18 protein-coding genes are annotated in these 18,337 nt (G+C 43.9%); 8 read left to right on the top strand and 10 right to left on the bottom strand.

The genetic code is table 11. The features are described from left to right. From M0Q51_14455 to M0Q51_14475, 5 genes are all read left to right on the top strand, one after another. On the top strand, positions 1-265 hold a 265-nt coding region (locus M0Q51_14455; protein ID MCK9401179.1), incomplete at its 5' end, for a hypothetical protein. 127 nt (positions 266-392) lie between these two features. Next, positions 393-1,544, top strand: coding sequence for an XRE family transcriptional regulator (locus tag M0Q51_14460; GenBank protein ID MCK9401180.1), 1,152 nt, complete (start codon positions 393-395; stop codon positions 1,542-1,544). After that, positions 1,544-2,068, top strand: a complete 525-nt coding sequence (locus tag M0Q51_14465; protein ID MCK9401181.1) for a DUF4411 family protein — start codon at positions 1,544-1,546, stop codon at positions 2,066-2,068. Before M0Q51_14460 ends, M0Q51_14465 begins: the two co-directional genes overlap by 1 nt. Positions 2,069-2,235: 167 nt before the next feature. After that, the gene (locus tag M0Q51_14470; protein MCK9401182.1) at positions 2,236-2,697 is read left to right on the top strand and encodes a hypothetical protein; all 462 of its coding nucleotides are present in this window, start codon (positions 2,236-2,238) and stop codon (positions 2,695-2,697) included. Beyond that, positions 2,694-2,858: a hypothetical protein gene (locus tag M0Q51_14475; protein ID MCK9401183.1), complete on the top strand. Its 165-nt coding sequence runs from the start codon at positions 2,694-2,696 to the stop codon at positions 2,856-2,858. Before M0Q51_14470 ends, M0Q51_14475 begins: the two co-directional genes overlap by 4 nt. 24 nt (positions 2,859-2,882) lie before the next feature. Here the strand turns inward: M0Q51_14475 and M0Q51_14480 are convergent, their stop codons facing one another. After that, complete coding sequence (locus M0Q51_14480; GenBank protein MCK9401184.1) at positions 2,883-4,547, bottom strand: glycosyltransferase family 39 protein; 1,665 nt, start codon at positions 4,545-4,547, stop codon at positions 2,883-2,885. A 15-nt stretch (positions 4,548-4,562) separates the two neighbouring features. After that, on the bottom strand, positions 4,563-4,772 hold the full coding sequence (locus M0Q51_14485) for a hypothetical protein (GenBank protein MCK9401185.1): 210 nt from the start codon (positions 4,770-4,772) through the stop codon (positions 4,563-4,565). Between the two features lie 241 nt (positions 4,773-5,013). On the opposite strand from M0Q51_14485, the gene M0Q51_14490 reads away from it, so the two are divergent. Together M0Q51_14490 and M0Q51_14495 are read left to right on the top strand one after the other, a co-directional pair. Further along, a complete protein-coding gene (locus M0Q51_14490) occupies positions 5,014-6,360 on the top strand; it encodes an outer membrane protein assembly factor (GenBank protein ID MCK9401186.1) in 1,347 nt (448 codons plus the stop codon). Positions 6,361-6,436: 76 nt separating this feature from the next. Continuing rightward, the gene (locus M0Q51_14495; GenBank protein MCK9401187.1) at positions 6,437-7,390 is read left to right on the top strand and encodes a tetratricopeptide repeat protein; all 954 of its coding nucleotides are present in this window, start codon (positions 6,437-6,439) and stop codon (positions 7,388-7,390) included. Between the two features lie 22 nt (positions 7,391-7,412). Here M0Q51_14495 and M0Q51_14500 read toward each other — a convergent pair whose 3' ends face one another. Beyond that, positions 7,413-9,458 (bottom strand): agmatine deiminase family protein, encoded by a 2,046-nt coding sequence (locus M0Q51_14500; protein ID MCK9401188.1) that lies wholly within the window; start codon positions 9,456-9,458, stop codon positions 7,413-7,415. Positions 9,459-9,567: 109 nt separating this feature from the next. On the opposite strand from M0Q51_14500, the gene tatA reads away from it, so the two are divergent. Then, positions 9,568-9,768 carry a twin-arginine translocase TatA/TatE family subunit gene (gene tatA / locus M0Q51_14505; GenBank protein MCK9401189.1) on the top strand — a complete coding sequence of 67 codons (201 nt, stop codon included), beginning with the start codon at positions 9,568-9,570 and terminating at the stop codon, positions 9,766-9,768. Positions 9,769-9,790: 22 nt separating this feature from the next. Here tatA and gltA read toward each other — a convergent pair whose 3' ends face one another. Genes gltA through M0Q51_14540 form a run of 7 tightly spaced genes read right to left on the bottom strand, consistent with a single transcriptional unit; the run spans position 9,791 to position 18,314 of the window. Continuing rightward, positions 9,791-11,203 (bottom strand): NADPH-dependent glutamate synthase, encoded by a 1,413-nt coding sequence (gene gltA / locus M0Q51_14510; GenBank protein MCK9401190.1) that lies wholly within the window; start codon positions 11,201-11,203, stop codon positions 9,791-9,793. A 4-nt stretch (positions 11,204-11,207) separates the two neighbouring features. After that, the gene (locus M0Q51_14515; GenBank protein ID MCK9401191.1) at positions 11,208-12,035 is read right to left on the bottom strand and encodes a sulfide/dihydroorotate dehydrogenase-like FAD/NAD-binding protein; all 828 of its coding nucleotides are present in this window, start codon (positions 12,033-12,035) and stop codon (positions 11,208-11,210) included. Beyond that, positions 12,028-14,355, bottom strand: a complete 2,328-nt coding sequence (locus M0Q51_14520; GenBank protein ID MCK9401192.1) for a 2Fe-2S iron-sulfur cluster-binding protein — start codon at positions 14,353-14,355, stop codon at positions 12,028-12,030. Before M0Q51_14520 ends, M0Q51_14515 begins: the two co-directional genes overlap by 8 nt. After that, a complete protein-coding gene (locus tag M0Q51_14525; GenBank protein MCK9401193.1) occupies positions 14,352-16,229 on the bottom strand; it encodes an NADH-quinone oxidoreductase subunit NuoF in 1,878 nt (625 codons plus the stop codon). Before M0Q51_14525 ends, M0Q51_14520 begins: the two co-directional genes overlap by 4 nt. Beyond that, positions 16,222-16,680 carry an NAD(P)H-dependent oxidoreductase subunit E gene (locus tag M0Q51_14530; GenBank protein ID MCK9401194.1) on the bottom strand — a complete coding sequence of 153 codons (459 nt, stop codon included), beginning with the start codon at positions 16,678-16,680 and terminating at the stop codon, positions 16,222-16,224. Before M0Q51_14530 ends, M0Q51_14525 begins: the two co-directional genes overlap by 8 nt. A gap of 12 nt (positions 16,681-16,692) precedes the next feature. Then, positions 16,693-17,952 carry a 4Fe-4S binding protein gene (locus tag M0Q51_14535; protein MCK9401195.1) on the bottom strand — a complete coding sequence of 420 codons (1,260 nt, stop codon included), beginning with the start codon at positions 17,950-17,952 and terminating at the stop codon, positions 16,693-16,695. After that, the gene (locus M0Q51_14540) at positions 17,949-18,314 is read right to left on the bottom strand and encodes an ATP-binding protein (GenBank protein MCK9401196.1); all 366 of its coding nucleotides are present in this window, start codon (positions 18,312-18,314) and stop codon (positions 17,949-17,951) included. The genes M0Q51_14535 and M0Q51_14540 overlap by 4 nt, the downstream gene beginning before the upstream one ends. Positions 18,315-18,337: the final 23 nt, after the last annotated feature.

Genomic DNA, 18,337 nt, shown 5'->3' on the forward strand with positions numbered 1-18,337 from the left:
CTTCGGATTCCCGGTCGCCCGGGACACCCTTGCTTTCGGCTATAAGATTCCGGCCATTACGGCTCTTTTTGGACTTGGAGGCGTTTACCCCCGCACCATTGAGATTTACTACATGCCCGGCACACCACTACTTTATCTGCTACGCAGAATTCGCCGTAGACGATCTGGTAGTGTAAAAGCCACGGTACAACTTAAACAAAGAATACCTCGTAGAGGTTTAACTTACCATGGGTTTGTGAGTTTACTTAGTTATTTTACCGGATAGTAGTGTTCTTAGCTTTATAATTTACACATTAAACCTCTGGAATCGGTTTGCTTATTGCATTATAATTGCATCAATTGCCTCAGAAAAAATGAAATTAATCGAATTTTAGTTAATTTTGGATTACCCTATGAAAGATAATCAATGCATAAAAGTCAACCACCAGGTGCTCGTTTGGGCAAGGGAATCGCTTGCCATAACCCGAAACCAGGCATCTGAAAAAACGGAAATATCTCCTAAAAGATTAGCCCAGTTAGAAGAAGGTGATAAGCCTCCATCAATTGATGAGTTGAAAGAATTTTCAAAGACATATAAAAGAACCATTGCAACACTTTTATTGTCAAATCCTCCTGCAGAAAAATCATTACCTAAGGATAGAAGAACCGTTGACTCTGCAGAATTGGACAATTTCCATGAAAAAACCATTATGGCAGTTCGTAAAGCCCGTGCATTAGCTCTATCATTCATTGAATTGAAGCAGGAAATGAGTATTGAAATCCCATCTTTTAAATTTCCGGCTTCAATGAGTGAAGACGCAAAGCAAGTTGCTTCCAGGCTGCGTCAGGAGTGGAAATTAGCTGAGATTAAGGAAATAAAAAACATCAATGATGCTTTAATGGCATATATTGAAAAAGTTGAATCACTTGGAGTCATTATTTTTCAATTAAGTTTAACCCAGGATAAATTAAGAGGCTTTTCGATTACTAATGAAGTAGCGCCAATTATAGGGATTAAAGGAGGTGGCGAACCGCCAACGGCTAAAATATTTACACTTTTTCATGAAGTTGGTCACATTCTTTTAAACGAGGGAGGACTCTGCGATTTATCGGAAAAAACCAATCTCCAAATTGAAAAGTGGTGTAATGCCTTTGCAGCTGAAATGCTTATCCCTACTGCTGAACTTATAAAAATGAATTTGGTATTGGAGCAGCAACAAAGAGGTGAAAAAGTTTGGATGAAGAATACTTTAATTGAATTAGGTAATCATTTCCACGTTGGACCTTTGGCTATTTTGAGAAGTTTATTGGAAAATAATCTTACAACTCCCTCTTTTTACCAGGAAAAGCACCAGGCATGGAACAAACCGACCTTCGCTAGATCAAAAAATCCGGAAGGAAGAAATCCGGCCAAAGATACTATCAAAGAAAAAGGCAGAACTTACATTTCGTTGGCGTTTTCTGCATTTGATAAGAATAGAATTGATCTTAAAGACCTATCAGATTATTTAGGTGTCAAATTGTCTTATATCCCCAAAACACGTCAATTATTGAATTCCTATTAATGGAAATTGATTTCAGCCAGGGACATACCGTTTACTTAATTGATACAAGTGGTTTGATAAAGCTTGAATCTACTTTTAAGCCTGAAAATCCGGTCTATGCAGCAGTATGGGAAGAAATTGAAGATTTGATCAAACAAGGGTTTTTCAAAACGATTGATTTTGTGGAAATTGAAATTAATGAATATGAAGGAAAAGAAGAGTTTCTGAAAAAGTGGGTTAAAAAATGGAAAAGAATTTTTGTCGTTGAAACTGACGTGGAATCGTTTAATGCTGCAATCCCAATATGTGACCAGGAATATCAAACCGGATTTTTTAATGCAAAAAAGCAAGCTGAAGGAAAAGAGGAGGCTGATGCATATCTTATAGGATATTGCATAGCTCATAATTGTGTTTTAATTACAAATGAAGGAAAAGATAAGTCAAATAAAATTCCTGCAGTGGCTAATAAAAATGGGGTCAAGTGTATTGATGTTGATGAGTTTTTAATGGAAAGAGGTCTAAAAATGGAACGTAAAAAGAAATAAGTCAACATATCTTACAAGTAATTGCCAAAGCCCCACAAGTTGGCAGTTCCCAGTTCGCAGTTTCTGTTTCGCCGACCACCGACCGCCGACCGCTGACCGCCGACTGGGAACTGCGAACTGCGAACTGAAAAATGCTATATCTGTCAGTAAACTAATCCTCCCTCCAAATGAAGCACTTTACTTTCCGCCTTACCATCCTATTCATTCTGCTGTCATTCTTCGCAGCCGGCCAATCCGACACGATCAGCAAGCCGGTAAAAAAGGAAAAGATCAAAAAAGGCTGGACTTTCGGCGCATTGCCGGTCGTGGCCTATGATTCCGATATGGGCTTCCAGTATGGCGCCCTGGCCCAGTTCTTTGATTATGGGGATGGTACCATTTACCCGGAATACCGCCATACATTTTATGTAAAAGTGAGCCGTTTCACGAAAGGTTCAGGAGTCAACCAGCTTTTCTATGATTCCAAATACCTGATCCCGGGCCACATCCGCATAACGGCTGACTTGGATTACCTAACCGAGCGGGCACTTGACTTTTACGGTATTAATGGCTACGAAGCCAATTACGAACCAGGCGTAACAGACAAGGAATCGGATGAAAGACAGCCACCGTTGACATTGAAAGGATGAACAAAGGCAAAAAAGAGAGTAAACAATTGCCCGACAGTACGAGTCTTCTTTATGATAAGTATGTGGAATATGGCCTGATCAGTGAGGAGGAGAAGGAAGGCGGAAGCCACCTCATTGATAATAATGATCAATTATTGCAGTCTGCCTGCTTAAATTTTTAAAATTAGTAAGAAAATATTCTTTAACTATTTTAAATCAAAGACGCTAAGATTTTGATAATCTCCTATTTTGTGTTTTAAATAAGGTAATAAATAATCTTGTTTATTTAAAACGGAATCAATAATCAAAAATTGAACATCATTATTCATGTAGTAATTCATTCTTTGGTCAAACGTCATATCTGCATAGCCAAAACCTGAAAAACCTTTTTGATCCATAAAATATAATGAAATATTTATACTGCGATCAGGCAGGCTTAAAACCTTATCTGTTCGTTCTATTCCCAAACTTCTAAGATATGGCGTTATCGTTTCATATGCTTTCAAATGATTAGCATAATCCCAATGATACCAAGCCCAATAATCTACAGCATTTTTATCGACTACAAAGTTGGTTTTGACAATCCAATCACTTGTTGAATATTTCATCCTATTTATAACAGCTGTTTCATAAATTAAAAGTAAAACAGCACAAAATACAAATATCTTTAACGGTAACATCTTAAAAATTCTACTATAATTTCTTTTCAGCATTTCAAGCATAGCGATAAAGGGAAGCGGAATAAAAATCAAAAGATTTGTGAGATAATAATCATGAACTGTAAAGGCTTTATAGAAAAGAAGTATATATGATACTACACCCAAAAAAACTAAAACATTAATAAAAAATAAACATTTATTCATCTTTCGATAAAAGAAAAATAAAGTAATAAAAAGCGACAAAGTCAAGTAAAGTGCTTTTTTGTCGAAATAAGCAGGAACCAAGTCATTTATAAAACTTGACCAGATGCTTTTTCTCGTAATCAAATCTATATCCCAGATTGGATATAGGCCAGTTAAAAAAATCCCGCTTATATTCTTTTGATTGTAATGAATTGCATAACTATACCAGACAAATAATACAAATAACACAATTAAATAGGGTATAAGGTTATACCAGCGATATAACTGACCTTTTTCTTTTTTAGAGAAAAGAACTAAATAAATATGTATTGATAGAATGGCAATAAAAATAATTAAGGAACTTATTTTTATTAACCCGCCCAAAAGGAAAAATAGAAAAGACAAATAGTACCAACCTTTTTTTTGTTGATTAAGTCCTTTCCACAAAAAAAAGCTGCCTGTCAGAACAAAGCCAAATGCTGGAGCATCTGCTGTGAAATTATTGGAATAATAAACTAAAATGGGTGAAGTGAAAACCAGAAATGTGATTATAAATGACCAAAAAGAATCTGAAATTATAATTTGAATAAGCTTATAAAGACAGAAGAGTCCTGAAAAAACAATCAAAATATTTATCAACCTGAAAATAAATTCATGATATCCAAAAACTTTCCAAAGTTGTGCTACAGAGTAATAAATTAAAGGGCATTCACTAACTGTCTTACCATCTTTTTCGCCGACCCAGTGAATAGCTGGTTCCAAAAAATTTCTATTTTCCATGTAATAATTCATCGTGATCGACAAACAATCAGCCTGCCTCCAGAGATGGGTAGAATAAGGCCGATGTGTTAGTATGTTGTGGTAGTTATATAAAAGAGATATTGACAATAAGAGAATCACAAAAAAAATGTCGGCTTTATTTTTTTCTAAAAAATTTCTCATAAACGTTTTATTGTTACTGTTTAGAATTTTTTTTATCTTTTCTCCTTTATACGATAAATTGTCGACGGTAAATTTTATCTTTTTCATATTTCAGGATTAAAATTAGTCTTTTTTGTCTATTTTAATCGGTAGGATTTTTGGGATACTTACACCTAAGTAATTTTTAATATCAACGGAATCAGATTCAAGAAAGCTGATATTATCAATACCAATTCCGGGCTTAACAATAATTCTGTTATCAGGCTCCTGACAATTAGTCGATAAAAATCCAATAAAACAAAAACCTATCAAAATCCAAAATTTCATATCCATTACAGGGAATTTTTTCTAGTCGTACATTGCTCTTTTACACTACTTTATCTGCTACTCAGAATTCGCCGAAGGCGATCTGGTAGTGTAAAAGCCACGGTACGTATTCCTATCGCATTACCAAAGCTCCACAAGCCAACACAGACAGACAAAAATAAGTTGACAGTTGACAGTAGGCAGTCGGCGAACTGCGAACTGCGAACTGAAAAACCTTATATTTGTCAGTAAACTAATCCCGGACCAAATGAACTACCTATCCATCCGCCTTACTATCCTTCTCCTTCTGATGTCGTTCTTCGCCGCCGCTCAGTCCGACACCATCAACAAGCCGGTTAAAAAGGAAAAAATCAAAAAAGGCTGGACTTTCGGCGCATTGCCGGTCGTGGCCTATGATTCCGATATGGGTTTTCAGTATGGCGCCCTGGCCCAGTTCTTTGATTATGGAGATGGAACCATTTACCCGGAATACCGCCATACATTTTATGTAGAAGTGAGCCGTTTCACCAAAGGTTCAGGGGTCAACCAGCTTTTCTATGATTCCAAATACCTGATCCCGGGCCACATCCGCATAACGGCTGATTTGGATTACCTCACCGAACGTGCCCTCGATTTTTATGGTTTTAACGGTTACGAAGCCAATTATGAGCAAGGTGTAACAGACAAAGAATCGGATGAATACATCTCCCGTGTTTATTATAAGCACGAAAGAATGATGCTCCGTGCCATGGCCGATTTCCAGGGAAGGATCATCGGCGAAAAATTCCGCTGGCTGGCCGGGTTGAACTATTTCAATATAAAGACAGCCACTGTTGACATTGAAAGGATGAACAAAGGCAAAAAAGAGAGTAAACAATTGCCCGATACGAGCCTTCTTTATGATGAATATGTGAAATATGGCCTGATCAGCGAGGAGGAGAAGGAAGGCGGAAGCCACCTCATCCTGAAACTGGGGCTTATTTATGATACAAGGGACAATGAAGCAGCCCCGAATAAAGGTATCTGGTCGGAATTACTGCTGATGGTGGCGCCTGAGTTCATGAGCAATACCTCCAGCGGGTTTACCATGCTTGCGGCAACGCATCGCCAGTTCTTCACCCTGGCTCCAAAAAAGCTGGTTCTGGCTTACCGTCTGAGTTACCAGGGGACGATAATGGGAAGAACGCCATTTTATATGCTGCCATACCTGTTCAGTTCCTTTGCACTGACTACCAAACCGGATGGACTGGGCGGCTCGCGGACCGTCCGGGGCGTCCTCAGAAACCGTGTGGTTGGAGATGGAACAGTTAATGGAAATATTGAATTGCGCTGGAAATTCTGGAAAACTTATCTTTTCAAGCAAAACTTCTATTTAGGGCTGACCGGTTTCTTTGATGCCGGTATGGTAGTCCAGGATCGCTTTGTCGATCAGGATGTGACAGATAATAAAACATTCTATTTCGACACTCAGCATGACCGTCCGCATTTCGGTACCGGTCTTGGACTAAGGGCCGCTTTGAACGAGAATTTCATCATCGCTGTTGATTACGGTTTTGCCCTGGATAAAAGAGACGGGACCAGCGGGTTGTACATCGGGATCAGTAATGTTTTCTAGTATAATGCGTTAAAAAAATTTTGCATACCTTTGCAGCCCTTGTTTAATTCAAAAATCAAACTAAATCTATTTGAAAATGAAAAGTAAAATAATCCTCGCGTCAGTTTTAATGCTAAGCATGGGATTAAGCTCATTCGCTCAGACATTAAATGAAGTGATTGAAACTTACAATAAAGCTGGGGCATATTTCAATGAAGGAAAATATGCTGATGCACTCAAAACCTACGAGCAAACCTTAAAGATTTGCACTCAAGTTGGAGATTCTGCTTTAGAATTTCAGATTAAAGTTGAGCAAACCATCCCACTAACTTATTACAATATAGGCAAGGGGTTTTTTGATGCAAAAAATTATAAGGAGGCTATAACGAATTTCGAATTATCAATAAAATTTGCCGATAAAGTTGGGGACACTAAAACTACAGATAAATCACGCGCTTATTTAGCTGGAATATATATTTCATTCGGAAATAATGATTACAAAAACGATACGCTCGATGCGGCCATTGAAAAATTCAACATAGCGCTTTCCTATAAACCCGGGTATTATAAAGCTTATTACGGTTTAGGGCTGGTGTATAAAAAGCAGGAAAACCTTCCTTTGATGAAGGAATCACTGGATAAAGCAATATCAATGGCAGGAGATGATGCAAAAACGATTGGCAACGCCAAAGATGCGATGACTTCAGCTTACCAGAAAGCAGGTGCAGTTGCCCTTCAGGCAAGTAAGTACAGCGTTGCAGTGGAAAATCTCCTGGCCTCCCAGGTATATAACAATACGGAACCAAGAACTTATTTCTACCTGGCTATTGCCTATAATGGCCTCTCCAAATGGGATGATGCCATTGCAGCAGCTAACAAGGCCCTTGAGCTTCAGACCGAAGATAAATCCGATATTTATTTTGAACTGGGGAACGCCAATGAAAAGAAGGGCGATGCTGCTGCTGCCTGCGATAATTACAAAAAAGTTACTGCCGGAAATAATGTGGCTGCTGCGAAATACCAGATTGAGCAGGTGCTGAAATGCAAGTAATAATAATGTTAAATTTTGAATTTTATTCAGTTACAATAAGCTTCCTGGTATCAATCCCCTGCTCCGTAATCAATTTCACCAGGTAAATCCCTGCTTTTACTTCATTCCCGGATCTGTCTTTCCGGTTCCATACCAATTCATGCTTCCCTGAGGAAAATGTTTGGTCGGCAAGGACCATTATCATTTGTCCCTGTAAGGTATAAACGATCAGGCTGGTTTTTAACAGCTGATCAAGGCTGAATGAAATACAGGTCATGCTGTTAAACGGATTGGGTATTATAGAAACAATCATAGATAATGAAGACTGAGGGGTTGGGTCATTAATTGAGGTGATCAGGTCGCTGTCGACTTTGAGGATAACTTTGTGATGGCCATTTTCCGTGAAAATATCCAGCGTATCCACTACAAGTTCTCCTAAATAGCTATCAACAATCATATTAATCTTAACATTTAAGGGAAGCACCTCGTTAACAGTCATGGTATATGGAAGTTCGATGATCCAGGGATCGATAGACCATGGAAAAGGATAACCTTCGTGTTCTATTTCTATATCATTGATAACCAGGTCTCCATCGGTATAATTATAGATATTGAAGGTTTTTCCTTCGATGATTTCATATTCTGTTAAATATACGATGGTATCCGGAGCAATGATAGCATCATCGGCGTACCCGACTGTAAAAACATGGGGATCAGCGGCACCAATATAAGGATGATTTTTCTTTCTGCCTGAAAAATCAGCAGCATGGAGGTAATAAGAAACCTGGCTGCCAGGGTTCGCAAAAGGAATAGTGGCTTTATATTGGTAGCCATTCATGTTGTGAAGGGGAACTGCCTGGAAATTGCCATCATTTACTTTATAATAACAAAGCAGGGAATCGGAAATAACACCCATCCCCGTGTAGGGTATGATATCGGCAGATAAATCCCATTCAAACTGGAAATCCTTATTTCCAAGCAAAGGCATATGGTTGACATATAACATGCCCACATCGGCGATGCCTTTGGCGCGGCAATGGAGCGCGTCGGTAGTTTCCCAGGTATCATGCATGATCCCGACAACCTCGTAACCGGGCATGGCCTCTCCATAAACCTGGAGGGCTTCATCGTCCCATTGGCTGCCGGTGATGGGGACGAATACTTTTTTATTTAAGATCAGTGAATTAGTATAGGGTGTGTAAGGATAAGTACCGGGGGTATAGATCCGGTAAACCTGATAATGATTGCCGTAAGAAGAAGTCTGTAATGCGAAATAATTGGCGACAAACTCAAAATCATTATACCGGTAATCGGACTGCGGCACCTGTCCGATGAGTACCTTATCCACATCGAGGAATTTTCCCCAGCAATCGATATGCTCAATATAATCATCCAGGGGATCCGGTAACACATGGTATTTCCTGATCCCTAAATAATCCCAAACCATTGTGTCTATCTCCTGGTGGGTCATCAACGGGTTTTCTGTCCAGACAAGTTGGGTTGAAGCTCCTATCCCCATTCCGTCATCCATCCAGTTGCCGCCCGTATGTATCAGGTCCATGCCATAAAGCGGGATACCCATTTGCTGGGCCAATACTACAGGGATATTATCGTCATTTGGCCTGGGCCGGTTATAGGGAAAGTCGGAAATTCCTACATCATAGCTTGCGTCTACCACGAACCATGGACCGTAATCCCTTGTCCAGTAAGAATCTGTTGGGGCGAGAAGCCACTCGCAGTTTGCAATGTTTACTCCTGCCGCCTGGTACTGCGTCAAAACCTGCTGCTGTTGCGACGCGTTGGCAACGATAGTTTTCACCTTGCAATCTTCTGCCATTTCTATGATCAGGCTCATCGGAATGCCGAAAGGATAACAGATCAGAACGCTTTGCATTTCCTCGAATTCGGCAACTATACGGACAGGGGGAGCGGGAGGGTTTGTAGGTGTAAAGTCTTTTCCGATCTCGTGTTTTCTGAGCTCTTCTTCCGGCGACATTGCATGTGTCAGCCGTGGGTTCAGGTCCTGTGAACGCAAAGCAGAGAATAAAAGCAGGAAGGTTAAACTGAGCAGGGTAAATAATTTTTTCATAGTCAAATCTTGTTCATTTCAACAAAATTAGAAATAAATAGCCATTTGGTGTGGTAACAATTCACTCTTTATTTTGTACCTTTGAATTTCAATTTGAAAATTCAATGTTATGAATGCATTTATATTGCTTGGTGTGGTTGGACCTTGGCAGATCATTCTTATCATCGTGGTCGTTTTGTTACTTTTTGGCGGGAAAAAAATACCTGAATTGATGAAAGGTATTGGCCAGGGGGCCAGGGAATTTAAGAAAGGTCTCAGCGGAGAGAATGAAGAAGAGAAAAGTAAAGATGATGTGACAAAGAAAGAATAAGACGATTGTATCACGCCGGTTATCATCCTTGTCCTGAACTGTTATTAAGATAATCATGTATTGACCTGGCGGCTTTCCGGCCGGCTCCCATAGCAAGAATTACTGTAGCTGCTCCGGTGACGATATCGCCACCTGCCCAGACCCGATCGATGGAGGTTTTTCCGGTTTCTTCATCAACGACGATTGTCCCTTTTTTACTAACCTCAAGCTCAGCTGTTGTTGCAGGTATTATAGGATTCGGACTGTTCCCTATTGCAACGATGCAGGCATCCATCGGTATCCTGAATTCGGAACCCTGGATGCGGATCGGCTTTCTTCTTCCGGATTGGTCGGGTTCGCCGAGTTCCATCTTCGAACATTCGATCTCGCTCAACCAGCCGTTCTCGTCACCAATTAGTTTCTCAGGAAGTGTAAGGAAATTAAAGATGACTCCTTCTTCCACGGCATTCTCATATTCTTCGCGCCGTGCCGGTAATTCGGACTCTGAACGGCGGTAAACGATATACGACTGTTCTGCGCCAAGGCGCAAAGCTGTGCGGGCACAATCCATAGCCACATTGCCCCCACCCACGACGGCTACCCTTTTATGCCTCTTCACCGGGGTATATGTTTTAGGATATTGAAATCCCCGCATCAGGTTAACACGTGTCAGATACTCATTGGCCGAGTAAACGCCGTTCAGGTTCTCTCCGGGTATCTCCATGAACCATGGCAGGCCAGCGCCTGTACCGATGAATATGGCATCATATTCTGCCAGCAGTTTTTTCAGTGCCCGGGTCTTGCCGACCACAAAGTTGCAGATAAGCTTTACCCCAAGCTTCTGGAGATAATCAATCTCCCGCTGCACGATCCTGCCGGGCAGACGGAATTCTGGGATGCCATAAGTCAGCACACCACCTGCCTCATGCAGCGCTTCGAACATTGTCACTTCGTGTCCGGCCAGGATCAGGTCGCCGGCCACTGTAATTCCAGCAGGTCCTGAACCGATCACGGCCACTTTTTTCCCGGTCTTGTTCTTTATCTCCGGCAGTTCAACATGGTCCTGGGCAGCTTCCCAGTCTGCGGCAAAACGCTCGAGCCGGCCGATTGCCACCGGGGCACCTTTTTTGTTCAGGATGCAGTGTATTTCGCACTGCTCCTCCTGCGGGCATACCCTTCCGCATACCGCTGGAAGGCAGTTCTTTTCTTTGATGATTTTGATCGCCCCGTTAAAATCCCCTTCATTGATGTGACGGATGAATTCCGGGATGTTGATTTCGACAGGACACCCCTCCATGCAAAAGGGCTTTTTACATCCGAGGCAGCGGCTTGCCTCCTCCAGTGCCATGACATCGGTATAGCCTGTAGCGACCTCCTCAAAATTTCTCCGCCTGATGAATGGAGGTTGTTTCGGCATCTCTGCCCTGTCGAGGTTTAATGTCTTTTTTTCTGGCATATTATTATCCTCCGCATCCTGAATGATGAACCAGAAATGCTTCTTCGGTGATATATTGTTTCCTTCTCTTGGCCAGCTCCTCCCAATCGACATACCTCCCGTCGAAATTCGGCCCGTCAACACATGCAAATTGCATTTTTCCCTGCACCGTGCACCGGCAAACGCCGCACATCCCCGTCCCGTCGATCATGATGGTGTTCAGGGAAACAATCACCGGTATATTATATAGTGAATATTGCTGTGTAGCCATATAAGAAAGGGTCGTGCAGCCATTTGCGATCACCCTGTCAGGCACAATTCCTGTTTCTCTGATGATGTCAACCCCCTCTCTGATATGTCCTTTATATCCGTAACTGCCGTCTCTTGTTATTTTAATTACCCGGTCGCTGAAAAGGCTGAGTTTTTCCTCCCAGTACAGCAGGTTCCTGCTCCGCCCCTCCATGATCGTGATGATCCGGTTCCCTTTCTCCTTCAACGCCCTGACTATGGGAAAAATAGATCCCATACCATAACAACCGCCGATGCAGATCACCGTTCCGAAGTGATCAATCTCCATCGGTTTACCCAGTGGACCGACCACAGTAGGGATCTTGTCGCCCGGTTTGAGCATAGCCAATTTACCTGTAGAAGTGCCCACCTCCATGAAAACGATCGTCAGGCTACCGTCGTCATGATTCCAGTCGGCCGGTGTCAGCGGAATCCTTTCAGCCCCTTCTCCCGCATGAACGATTACGAATTGGCCCGGCTGGATTTCTTCCACAATATCCGGCGCATGTACCACCAGCAAGTGGAGATTGGGGACAATCATCTTTCTTTCTAAGATCTCAAACATTTTTCCTCTTTATGTTTACAGGACAAGGATTAGTCTCAAATTCACCTTTTCCATCCGATTCCTGGAGAAACAGGAATCCTTTCGTAATATTCTTCCGGATGACCGCCCGGAATGTAATTCTTTTAGCTGCTGAAGCCAGCTCAACAATGTCATCGTTTTTCAGGTCCATTGCCTTTGCATCTGCGGGATTCAGCATGACATGTCCCGGCTGTACTAGCTCACCGAAACCCTCCAGCTTGTCGCTCAGGCTCAGGTTGTTGTAAACATGCTGATCCCTTTCGCGTATCAGTAAAAATGGATAATCAGCGCTTACTGCCTGAAGATCATTATGAACGGGATTGTTATTTCTTCCGGCAGATATTAAATAATCGTGCTTTTTCGATGCAACCCCGGTAATTTTTTCAGATTCCTGAAGAGGAATGCTGAATTCCAATGCCTGGATGATTTTTGCCAGCACCTCCTGATGAGGCAGTGAATACCCTTGTGGTGCTGCAACAGCATGGAACTTTTTAATCTGCCCCGTCGAACTCATATACGATCCGCCTGATTCACCCCAAAGGCAGGTGGGAAATATCACATCAGGATTCAGTCCGGAAGGAGCGGGGAATGCATTCTGATATATTTTATGCTTCACCGTCGGGAATTCCTCTTGGGGTGTGTCGCCAAGGAAATAAACCATGTCCACCCCACCATCTGCAATCTTTTTCAGAACATCATCCAACGGTTTGATGTCCAGGAGAGAAAGCAAGCCATTCAGGTTACCGAACTGGTTCGGCATGAAGAGTTTCGCCCCGGTCATTTTGACGATTTGCCTGATTAACTGCAATATTTCCCTGCCATTGCTGAGCGACATGATCTCGGGGGTTAAGATGATCATCTTCCGGTTGTTGCTTTTTAACGCCTTTACCAGCTCATTGACCTCTTTTGTGCCGTTTTTACCTGTTTCCAGGCAAGAGATGATCTTTCGGATATAATCCACTTCTTTTCCTGAAGCCGGTATCAGTCTCTTCCTGGCAAAGCGCGTGGTAGTAGATCTTAACCACCCGACCTCATAATAGGGAATCCCACCGGCAGCTAATGATTTGATAGCCATGGTCAGCGGACCATACCTGTAATTCCCGTTTAAAAAGAAAGAGACAATCAGGCCGGCATTTTTTAACTCTTCAATGGTAACTGATTCTCCGGCCATCTCCATATAATCAGGCAGATCCCCATCCATGCAGGAGGATGTTATCATGTCTGTTTTTAACACCTTTTCAGCAAAAATACCTGCAGAAGCAATCTCTTCCAGTGTCATGCCCGGCGAGATGAAAACCGCTGACCTGCCTGGCTCGATATCTCTGATTATATCTTTTGTCTTTTCAATAGCAAAATCCCAGGTGACAAAGCCATAACCCTCGGGGTACCTGAATTGTGGTTCCAGTATCCTCTCGGTCCTGTTCACAAGCTCGCTCAGGCAGAACCGTCCCTTCACACATAACTCCCCGCCCGATTCATGCGGCTTTCCTGGCGGGACAGTGCCGACGATCCTGTTTTTCAGGGTCAGCACCTGCAGGTCGCAGTTCAGACTGCAGAGCGGACAAACCGAAGGTTCATATTTTTCGGGCAGCCCCCACCATTTCCTGCTCTTCTCCGACATGGCACCGGTCGGGCATACTGAAACGCAGGCACCACAGAACTCACATTCGGCATCGATGTGGCTGTTATCGTAAGCGGGGCCGATCGTGGTCAGCTTGCCCCGCTGTTTAAGGGAAAGCACACTGCTTTTCCTGTGTTCTGTGCAGATCCTCACACAGCGGCCGCAGTAAATACACAGGTTATAATCCCTGTCGAAAAACGGATCATATTTCTCAACCGGGAAATCCCTGTACAAACCTGGTAATGTCAATTCGCTGATTCCCAGGTTGTCAACAATTCTTTGAAGTTCACAATCTTTATCCTTGGGGCACCACCGGCAACCTGTAGTCACACCCACTTTCCTGATCGTTTCCTGAAAGCCGGCGCATCCTTCGACATCCTTGCAGATCAGGCAGGCAGAAGGATGTTCGCTTAAGATCAGCTGAATCAAGTCTCTTCGCATCTCCTGCAGGGTTTGCGTTTCAGTCCTCACGATCATCCCCTCTTCCGCTATGGTGGTGCATGCGGTGGGAAATCCTTTTCTTCCTTCGATCTCGATAATGCATAATCTGCATCCACCGTAAGGAGTCAGCTCCGGATGAGCGCAAAGCGATGGAATGTAAATGTCGTTCTGCATGGCCGCATCGAGTATGGTAACGGCCATGCCGGTCTCGATGAGCCGGTTGTTGATCGTTATCTTCATTCTTCTTTCCTCGAGGTAATGATGATTGCATTTCCGGCGATGGCATCAAAACGGCATATTTCATAACATGCGCGGCATTTGATGCATTTATTGATATCCAGGTTATGCGGTTCCGAACGGGGACCGGTGATCGCCCCGGTCGGGCAAACACTTACGCAACGCTGGCATCCCGTGCACCTTTCTTTAAGCACCGTATATTCGATCAGCGAACGGCATACAAGCGCCTGACAATAGTATTGGTCCACATGCGCAATGTATTCATACCTGAAATACCGGAGTGTAGACAACACCGGATTCGGCGCAGTTTGCCCCAGGCCGCAAAGGGAGGTGGATTTAACCAGCTTTGCGAGAGATTCAAGCTTATCAAGGAATTGCGGTTCGGCCTGCCCATGGCATATTTTCTCAAGGATTTCAACCATATGGCGTGTGCCTACCCTGCACGGCGTGCATTTGCCGCAGGATTCTTTCTGGATGAAATCGAGGAAATAACGGGCAATATCCACAACGCAGGTGTCGGAGTCCATCACGATCAGTCCGCCGGAACCCATGATTGATCCCACAGAAGCAAGTGTTTCATAGGTGACGGGGGTATCAAGCAACTCTTTAGGAAGGCATCCCCCCGACGGCCCTCCGGTCTGTACTGCCTTGAATTCTTTCTGGGTCCCACCACCGATATCGTAAATGATTTTCCTTAGTGGAGTACCCAGTGGAACTTCGATCAGGCCTGTCCGCCTTATCTTGCCGACAAGCGAGAAGGTCTTGGTGCCAGGGTTGTTCTCAGTACCAAACTGCCTGTACCATCGCCATCCGTTCCGGATAATATGGGGGATGGTGCCAAGGGTTTCAACGTTGTTGATCACAGTCGGTTTCCCATGCAGGCCACTGATGGCCGGGAACGGGGGACGGGTGCGCGGCATGCCGCGTTTGCCTTCGATGGAATGGATCAGTGAAGTTTCCTCTCCGCAGACAAAAGCTCCGGCGCCCTCCTTGATCTTAATGTCAAATGAGAAGCCGGAGCCCAGGATATTTTTACCTGTCAGCCCGCATTCATCCATCTGTTTCATGGCATTCTCGAGCCGGATGATCGCAAGAGGGTATTCTGCCCGGATGTAAATGTATCCATGTGTTGCCCCGATTGCATAAGCAGCGATGAGTATCCCCTCCAGCACGGCATGGGGGTCGCTTTCGATAAGGAGACGGTTCATGAAAGCTCCCGGGTCACCTTCGTCGGCATTGCAGATCAGATATTTTACATCCGCTTCTGTATCCCGACAGGTGCGCCACTTCGTTCCAGTCCTGAATCCTGCTCCACCTCTTCCGCGGAGGCCGGAGTTATAGATCTCATCAATGATCTCATCGGGGGATTTGTCGAGCGCAGTTTTTAATCCAAGGTAGCCGTCGTTGGCAATGTAATGGGCGATATTCCCCGGGTCGATCAGACCGCAGTTTTTTGTCACGATCCGCACCTGGGGCTTAAGCATCGGCTGGTCAAAAAAAGCAGGGATGCCATCGTATGGCTGATCGCCGAAATATCCCAGGACTTTTTTACTGAACACTTCTTTTTCAACCAAATATTTATACAGGATAAGCTCGGCAGTCCTTTCATCGACATTCCCGAACGATATCCGGGGATTACCATGGGCGGCAATGTCCATGAGCGGCTCCAGGTAACAGGTCCCAATACAACCGACCTCTACCAGTTTTGCAGTAATATTATATTTCTGGAGTGTATCCAGGATAACCTGCCTGACTTTATCCGCACCGGCAGCCTTGCCACAGGATCCCATCCCAAGGTATATGACCGGTTCGGCAGAGCCGGTCAGGGTATTCCACTCGCCAGTGCTTTTCTCTTTGAGTGCGGTGTAGTTATTCATAGCTGCCCCACATCTCTTTAAGTTTGATCACATTGACCTTACTGTAAATGTCGCGGTTAATCTTCACGACCGGGGCCAGGGCACAGCAGCCCAGACATGCTACCCTGGCAAGATCGAACTTTTTATCGGTCGTGCTCTCACCGGGTTTGATGTTCAACTCCCTCTCGAAAGCTTCCAGTAAAGTCTCCCCGCCGCTCACGTGGCAGGCTGTGCCGAGGCATACGCAGATTGAATGCCGTGCGGGTTCTGTGAACCGGAACTGGGAATAAAACGATGCTACGCCAAATACCTGGTTTGCTGTCAGGTTGAGGTAGTCTGCAATTATTTCAACCATTTCATCAGAAATATACCCGTAAGCCTCCTGCGCTTTCTGCAGTAAGGGGATCAGACTACCCTCCTCCTCCGGGTAACGTTCGAGAATGTCGGCAATTGAGGTTCTTGTCAGTTCCACTGTAATCTTAGTTTATAATGAAGTCCTCTTGAAGAAAATGCAGTCGGTAAGGTCGGCTTCTCCCCAGGCGCAATCTTCCGCAAAGGTTTCGCAGCTAGGTGCCCCACACAGGCTGCAATCTTTTTTCGGGAGTTTTGTGAGTATCCTTTCCTTTTGTTTCATGCGTTTGATCGAAGTGGCTATATCGACTGCCAGTGACCTCGTTGGCCTGGGCAGGATGGGCTGTTCCATGAAATAATACCCGTCCCTGTACTTCTCCATCACCTCGTCTTTGTTAAAACCTACAGGTTCGCTATATCGCTTTTCAAGCATGATCGAATTGTGCCTCGAGATATAAGGGTTCTCTACACAAAATGCACCGGCGATACATCCTTGTGAACAGATAAATGCTTCGATATAATCTACATTCCTCAATCTTGAGTCTTCGATATCATCCAGGATCATCTTTACATTATCAATCCCTCTCACCGACATGCACCGTTCGGAGTCGAGGTGTTGCTGGATATGGCAAAGACCTCCCCAGCCCCTGCCATAGAAAAAGTAGTTTTCCGGTTCATCCTGTTTCCTGAAGTCCTGAATCTTCAATATCTCGGGAAGGATAATGTTGTAAATGTCTTTGATGGCGATGGCACCGTCGATCCAGGATTTTTCCTTCTCGGCAGGTTGCTTGATCGAAACGACCATGGCAGGACAGGGAGTGATATAAATAACGCCGATCTTATTGACAGGGATGCCCAACTCAGCGGAATATTTTTCCTTGGCTGTTTTGGCGGTGATCTCGCGGGGAACGTCGAAGGTGGAGATCAGTTCCATCAGGTTAGGATATCTCACCTGGATAAACCGGATGATTGCAGGACAGAAGGAGCTGATGATGGGTCTTCCCCCGGGATTTAATTTAAGGTGCTCGGAGATGACAAAACTCATATCGTGGGTTTCCTGGGAGGTATCGACCACCAGGTCGAACCCGATCTGTTTCAGGGCCTTGTGAATGAGATGTGGATGGATATTTAACCCGAATTGGGTATAAAGAATTCGGGAGGGAAGGGCGATTTTTAATTCAAACTTCTCGAAGTCACTGATCTCGTCGATGACAGGGACATAGACATTTTCCGGGCAGGCATTAATACATGCACCGCAGTCCACGCAAAGGTCATCAAAATAAATGATCTTATTTTGCCTGATCCTGATGGCCTTGGTGGGGCATGACCTGATGCATTTCATTCTCCCCGTGCACTTCTCAGGTATGATCACATGTGAATGAAAATATTTCATTTCACGTAAAAAATTGTCTCTATGGATGTCCCCTTATTGACTTCACTTTCAATCTTTAATTTATCAGAATTCTTCTTGATATTCGGTAGTCCCATGCCTGCGCCGAAACCCATAGCCTGTTGCTCTTCGGTAGCTGTCGAATATCCCTCTGTCATGGCCAGTTCGATATCTTTAATACCCTTTCCTTCATCATTGATGATAATGTCAATTTCCTTATCACTTGCCGTGAGTATTACGTGACCCCTTTTAGCATGCATCACAACGTTCATTTCTGCTTCATAAGTAGAGATGGCAACCCTTCTGACAAGCTGAGGATCATACCCGATGGATTTCAGGATCGTCTTGACCTGGGTGGAAATCATCCCGGCATTCGCAAAATCCTGTC

The organism is Bacteroidales bacterium (assembly GCA_023229505.1).
Lineage (GTDB): Bacteria > Bacteroidota > Bacteroidia > Bacteroidales > JAGOPY01 > JAGOPY01.

Excerpts from the sequence above, each read along its gene's own strand:
- M0Q51_14470 (MCK9401182.1), top strand. The coding sequence starts at position 2,236 with ATGAAGCACTTTACTTTCCGCCTTACCATCCTATTCATTCTGCTGTCA.
- M0Q51_14480 (MCK9401184.1), bottom strand. The coding sequence starts at position 4,547 with ATGAAAAAGATAAAATTTACCGTCGACAATTTATCGTATAAAGGAGAA.
- gltA (MCK9401190.1), bottom strand. The coding sequence starts at position 11,203 with ATGCCAGAAAAAAAGACATTAAACCTCGACAGGGCAGAGATGCCGAAA.
- M0Q51_14540 (MCK9401196.1), bottom strand. The coding sequence starts at position 18,314 with ATGATTTCCACCCAGGTCAAGACGATCCTGAAATCCATCGGGTATGAT.
- M0Q51_14460 (MCK9401180.1), top strand. The coding sequence starts at position 393 with ATGAAAGATAATCAATGCATAAAAGTCAACCACCAGGTGCTCGTTTGG.
- M0Q51_14515 (MCK9401191.1), bottom strand. The coding sequence starts at position 12,035 with ATGTTTGAGATCTTAGAAAGAAAGATGATTGTCCCCAATCTCCACTTG.
- M0Q51_14500 (MCK9401188.1), bottom strand. The coding sequence starts at position 9,458 with ATGAAAAAATTATTTACCCTGCTCAGTTTAACCTTCCTGCTTTTATTC.
- tatA (MCK9401189.1), top strand. The coding sequence starts at position 9,568 with ATGAATGCATTTATATTGCTTGGTGTGGTTGGACCTTGGCAGATCATT.
- M0Q51_14485 (MCK9401185.1), bottom strand. The coding sequence starts at position 4,772 with ATGGATATGAAATTTTGGATTTTGATAGGTTTTTGTTTTATTGGATTT.
- M0Q51_14490 (MCK9401186.1), top strand. The coding sequence starts at position 5,014 with ATGAACTACCTATCCATCCGCCTTACTATCCTTCTCCTTCTGATGTCG.
- M0Q51_14520 (MCK9401192.1), bottom strand. The coding sequence starts at position 14,355 with ATGAAGATAACGATCAACAACCGGCTCATCGAGACCGGCATGGCCGTT.
- M0Q51_14475 (MCK9401183.1), top strand. The coding sequence starts at position 2,694 with ATGAACAAAGGCAAAAAAGAGAGTAAACAATTGCCCGACAGTACGAGT.
- M0Q51_14465 (MCK9401181.1), top strand. The coding sequence starts at position 1,544 with ATGGAAATTGATTTCAGCCAGGGACATACCGTTTACTTAATTGATACA.
- M0Q51_14495 (MCK9401187.1), top strand. The coding sequence starts at position 6,437 with ATGAAAAGTAAAATAATCCTCGCGTCAGTTTTAATGCTAAGCATGGGA.
- M0Q51_14525 (MCK9401193.1), bottom strand. The coding sequence starts at position 16,229 with ATGAATAACTACACCGCACTCAAAGAGAAAAGCACTGGCGAGTGGAAT.
- M0Q51_14535 (MCK9401195.1), bottom strand. The coding sequence starts at position 17,952 with ATGAAATATTTTCATTCACATGTGATCATACCTGAGAAGTGCACGGGG.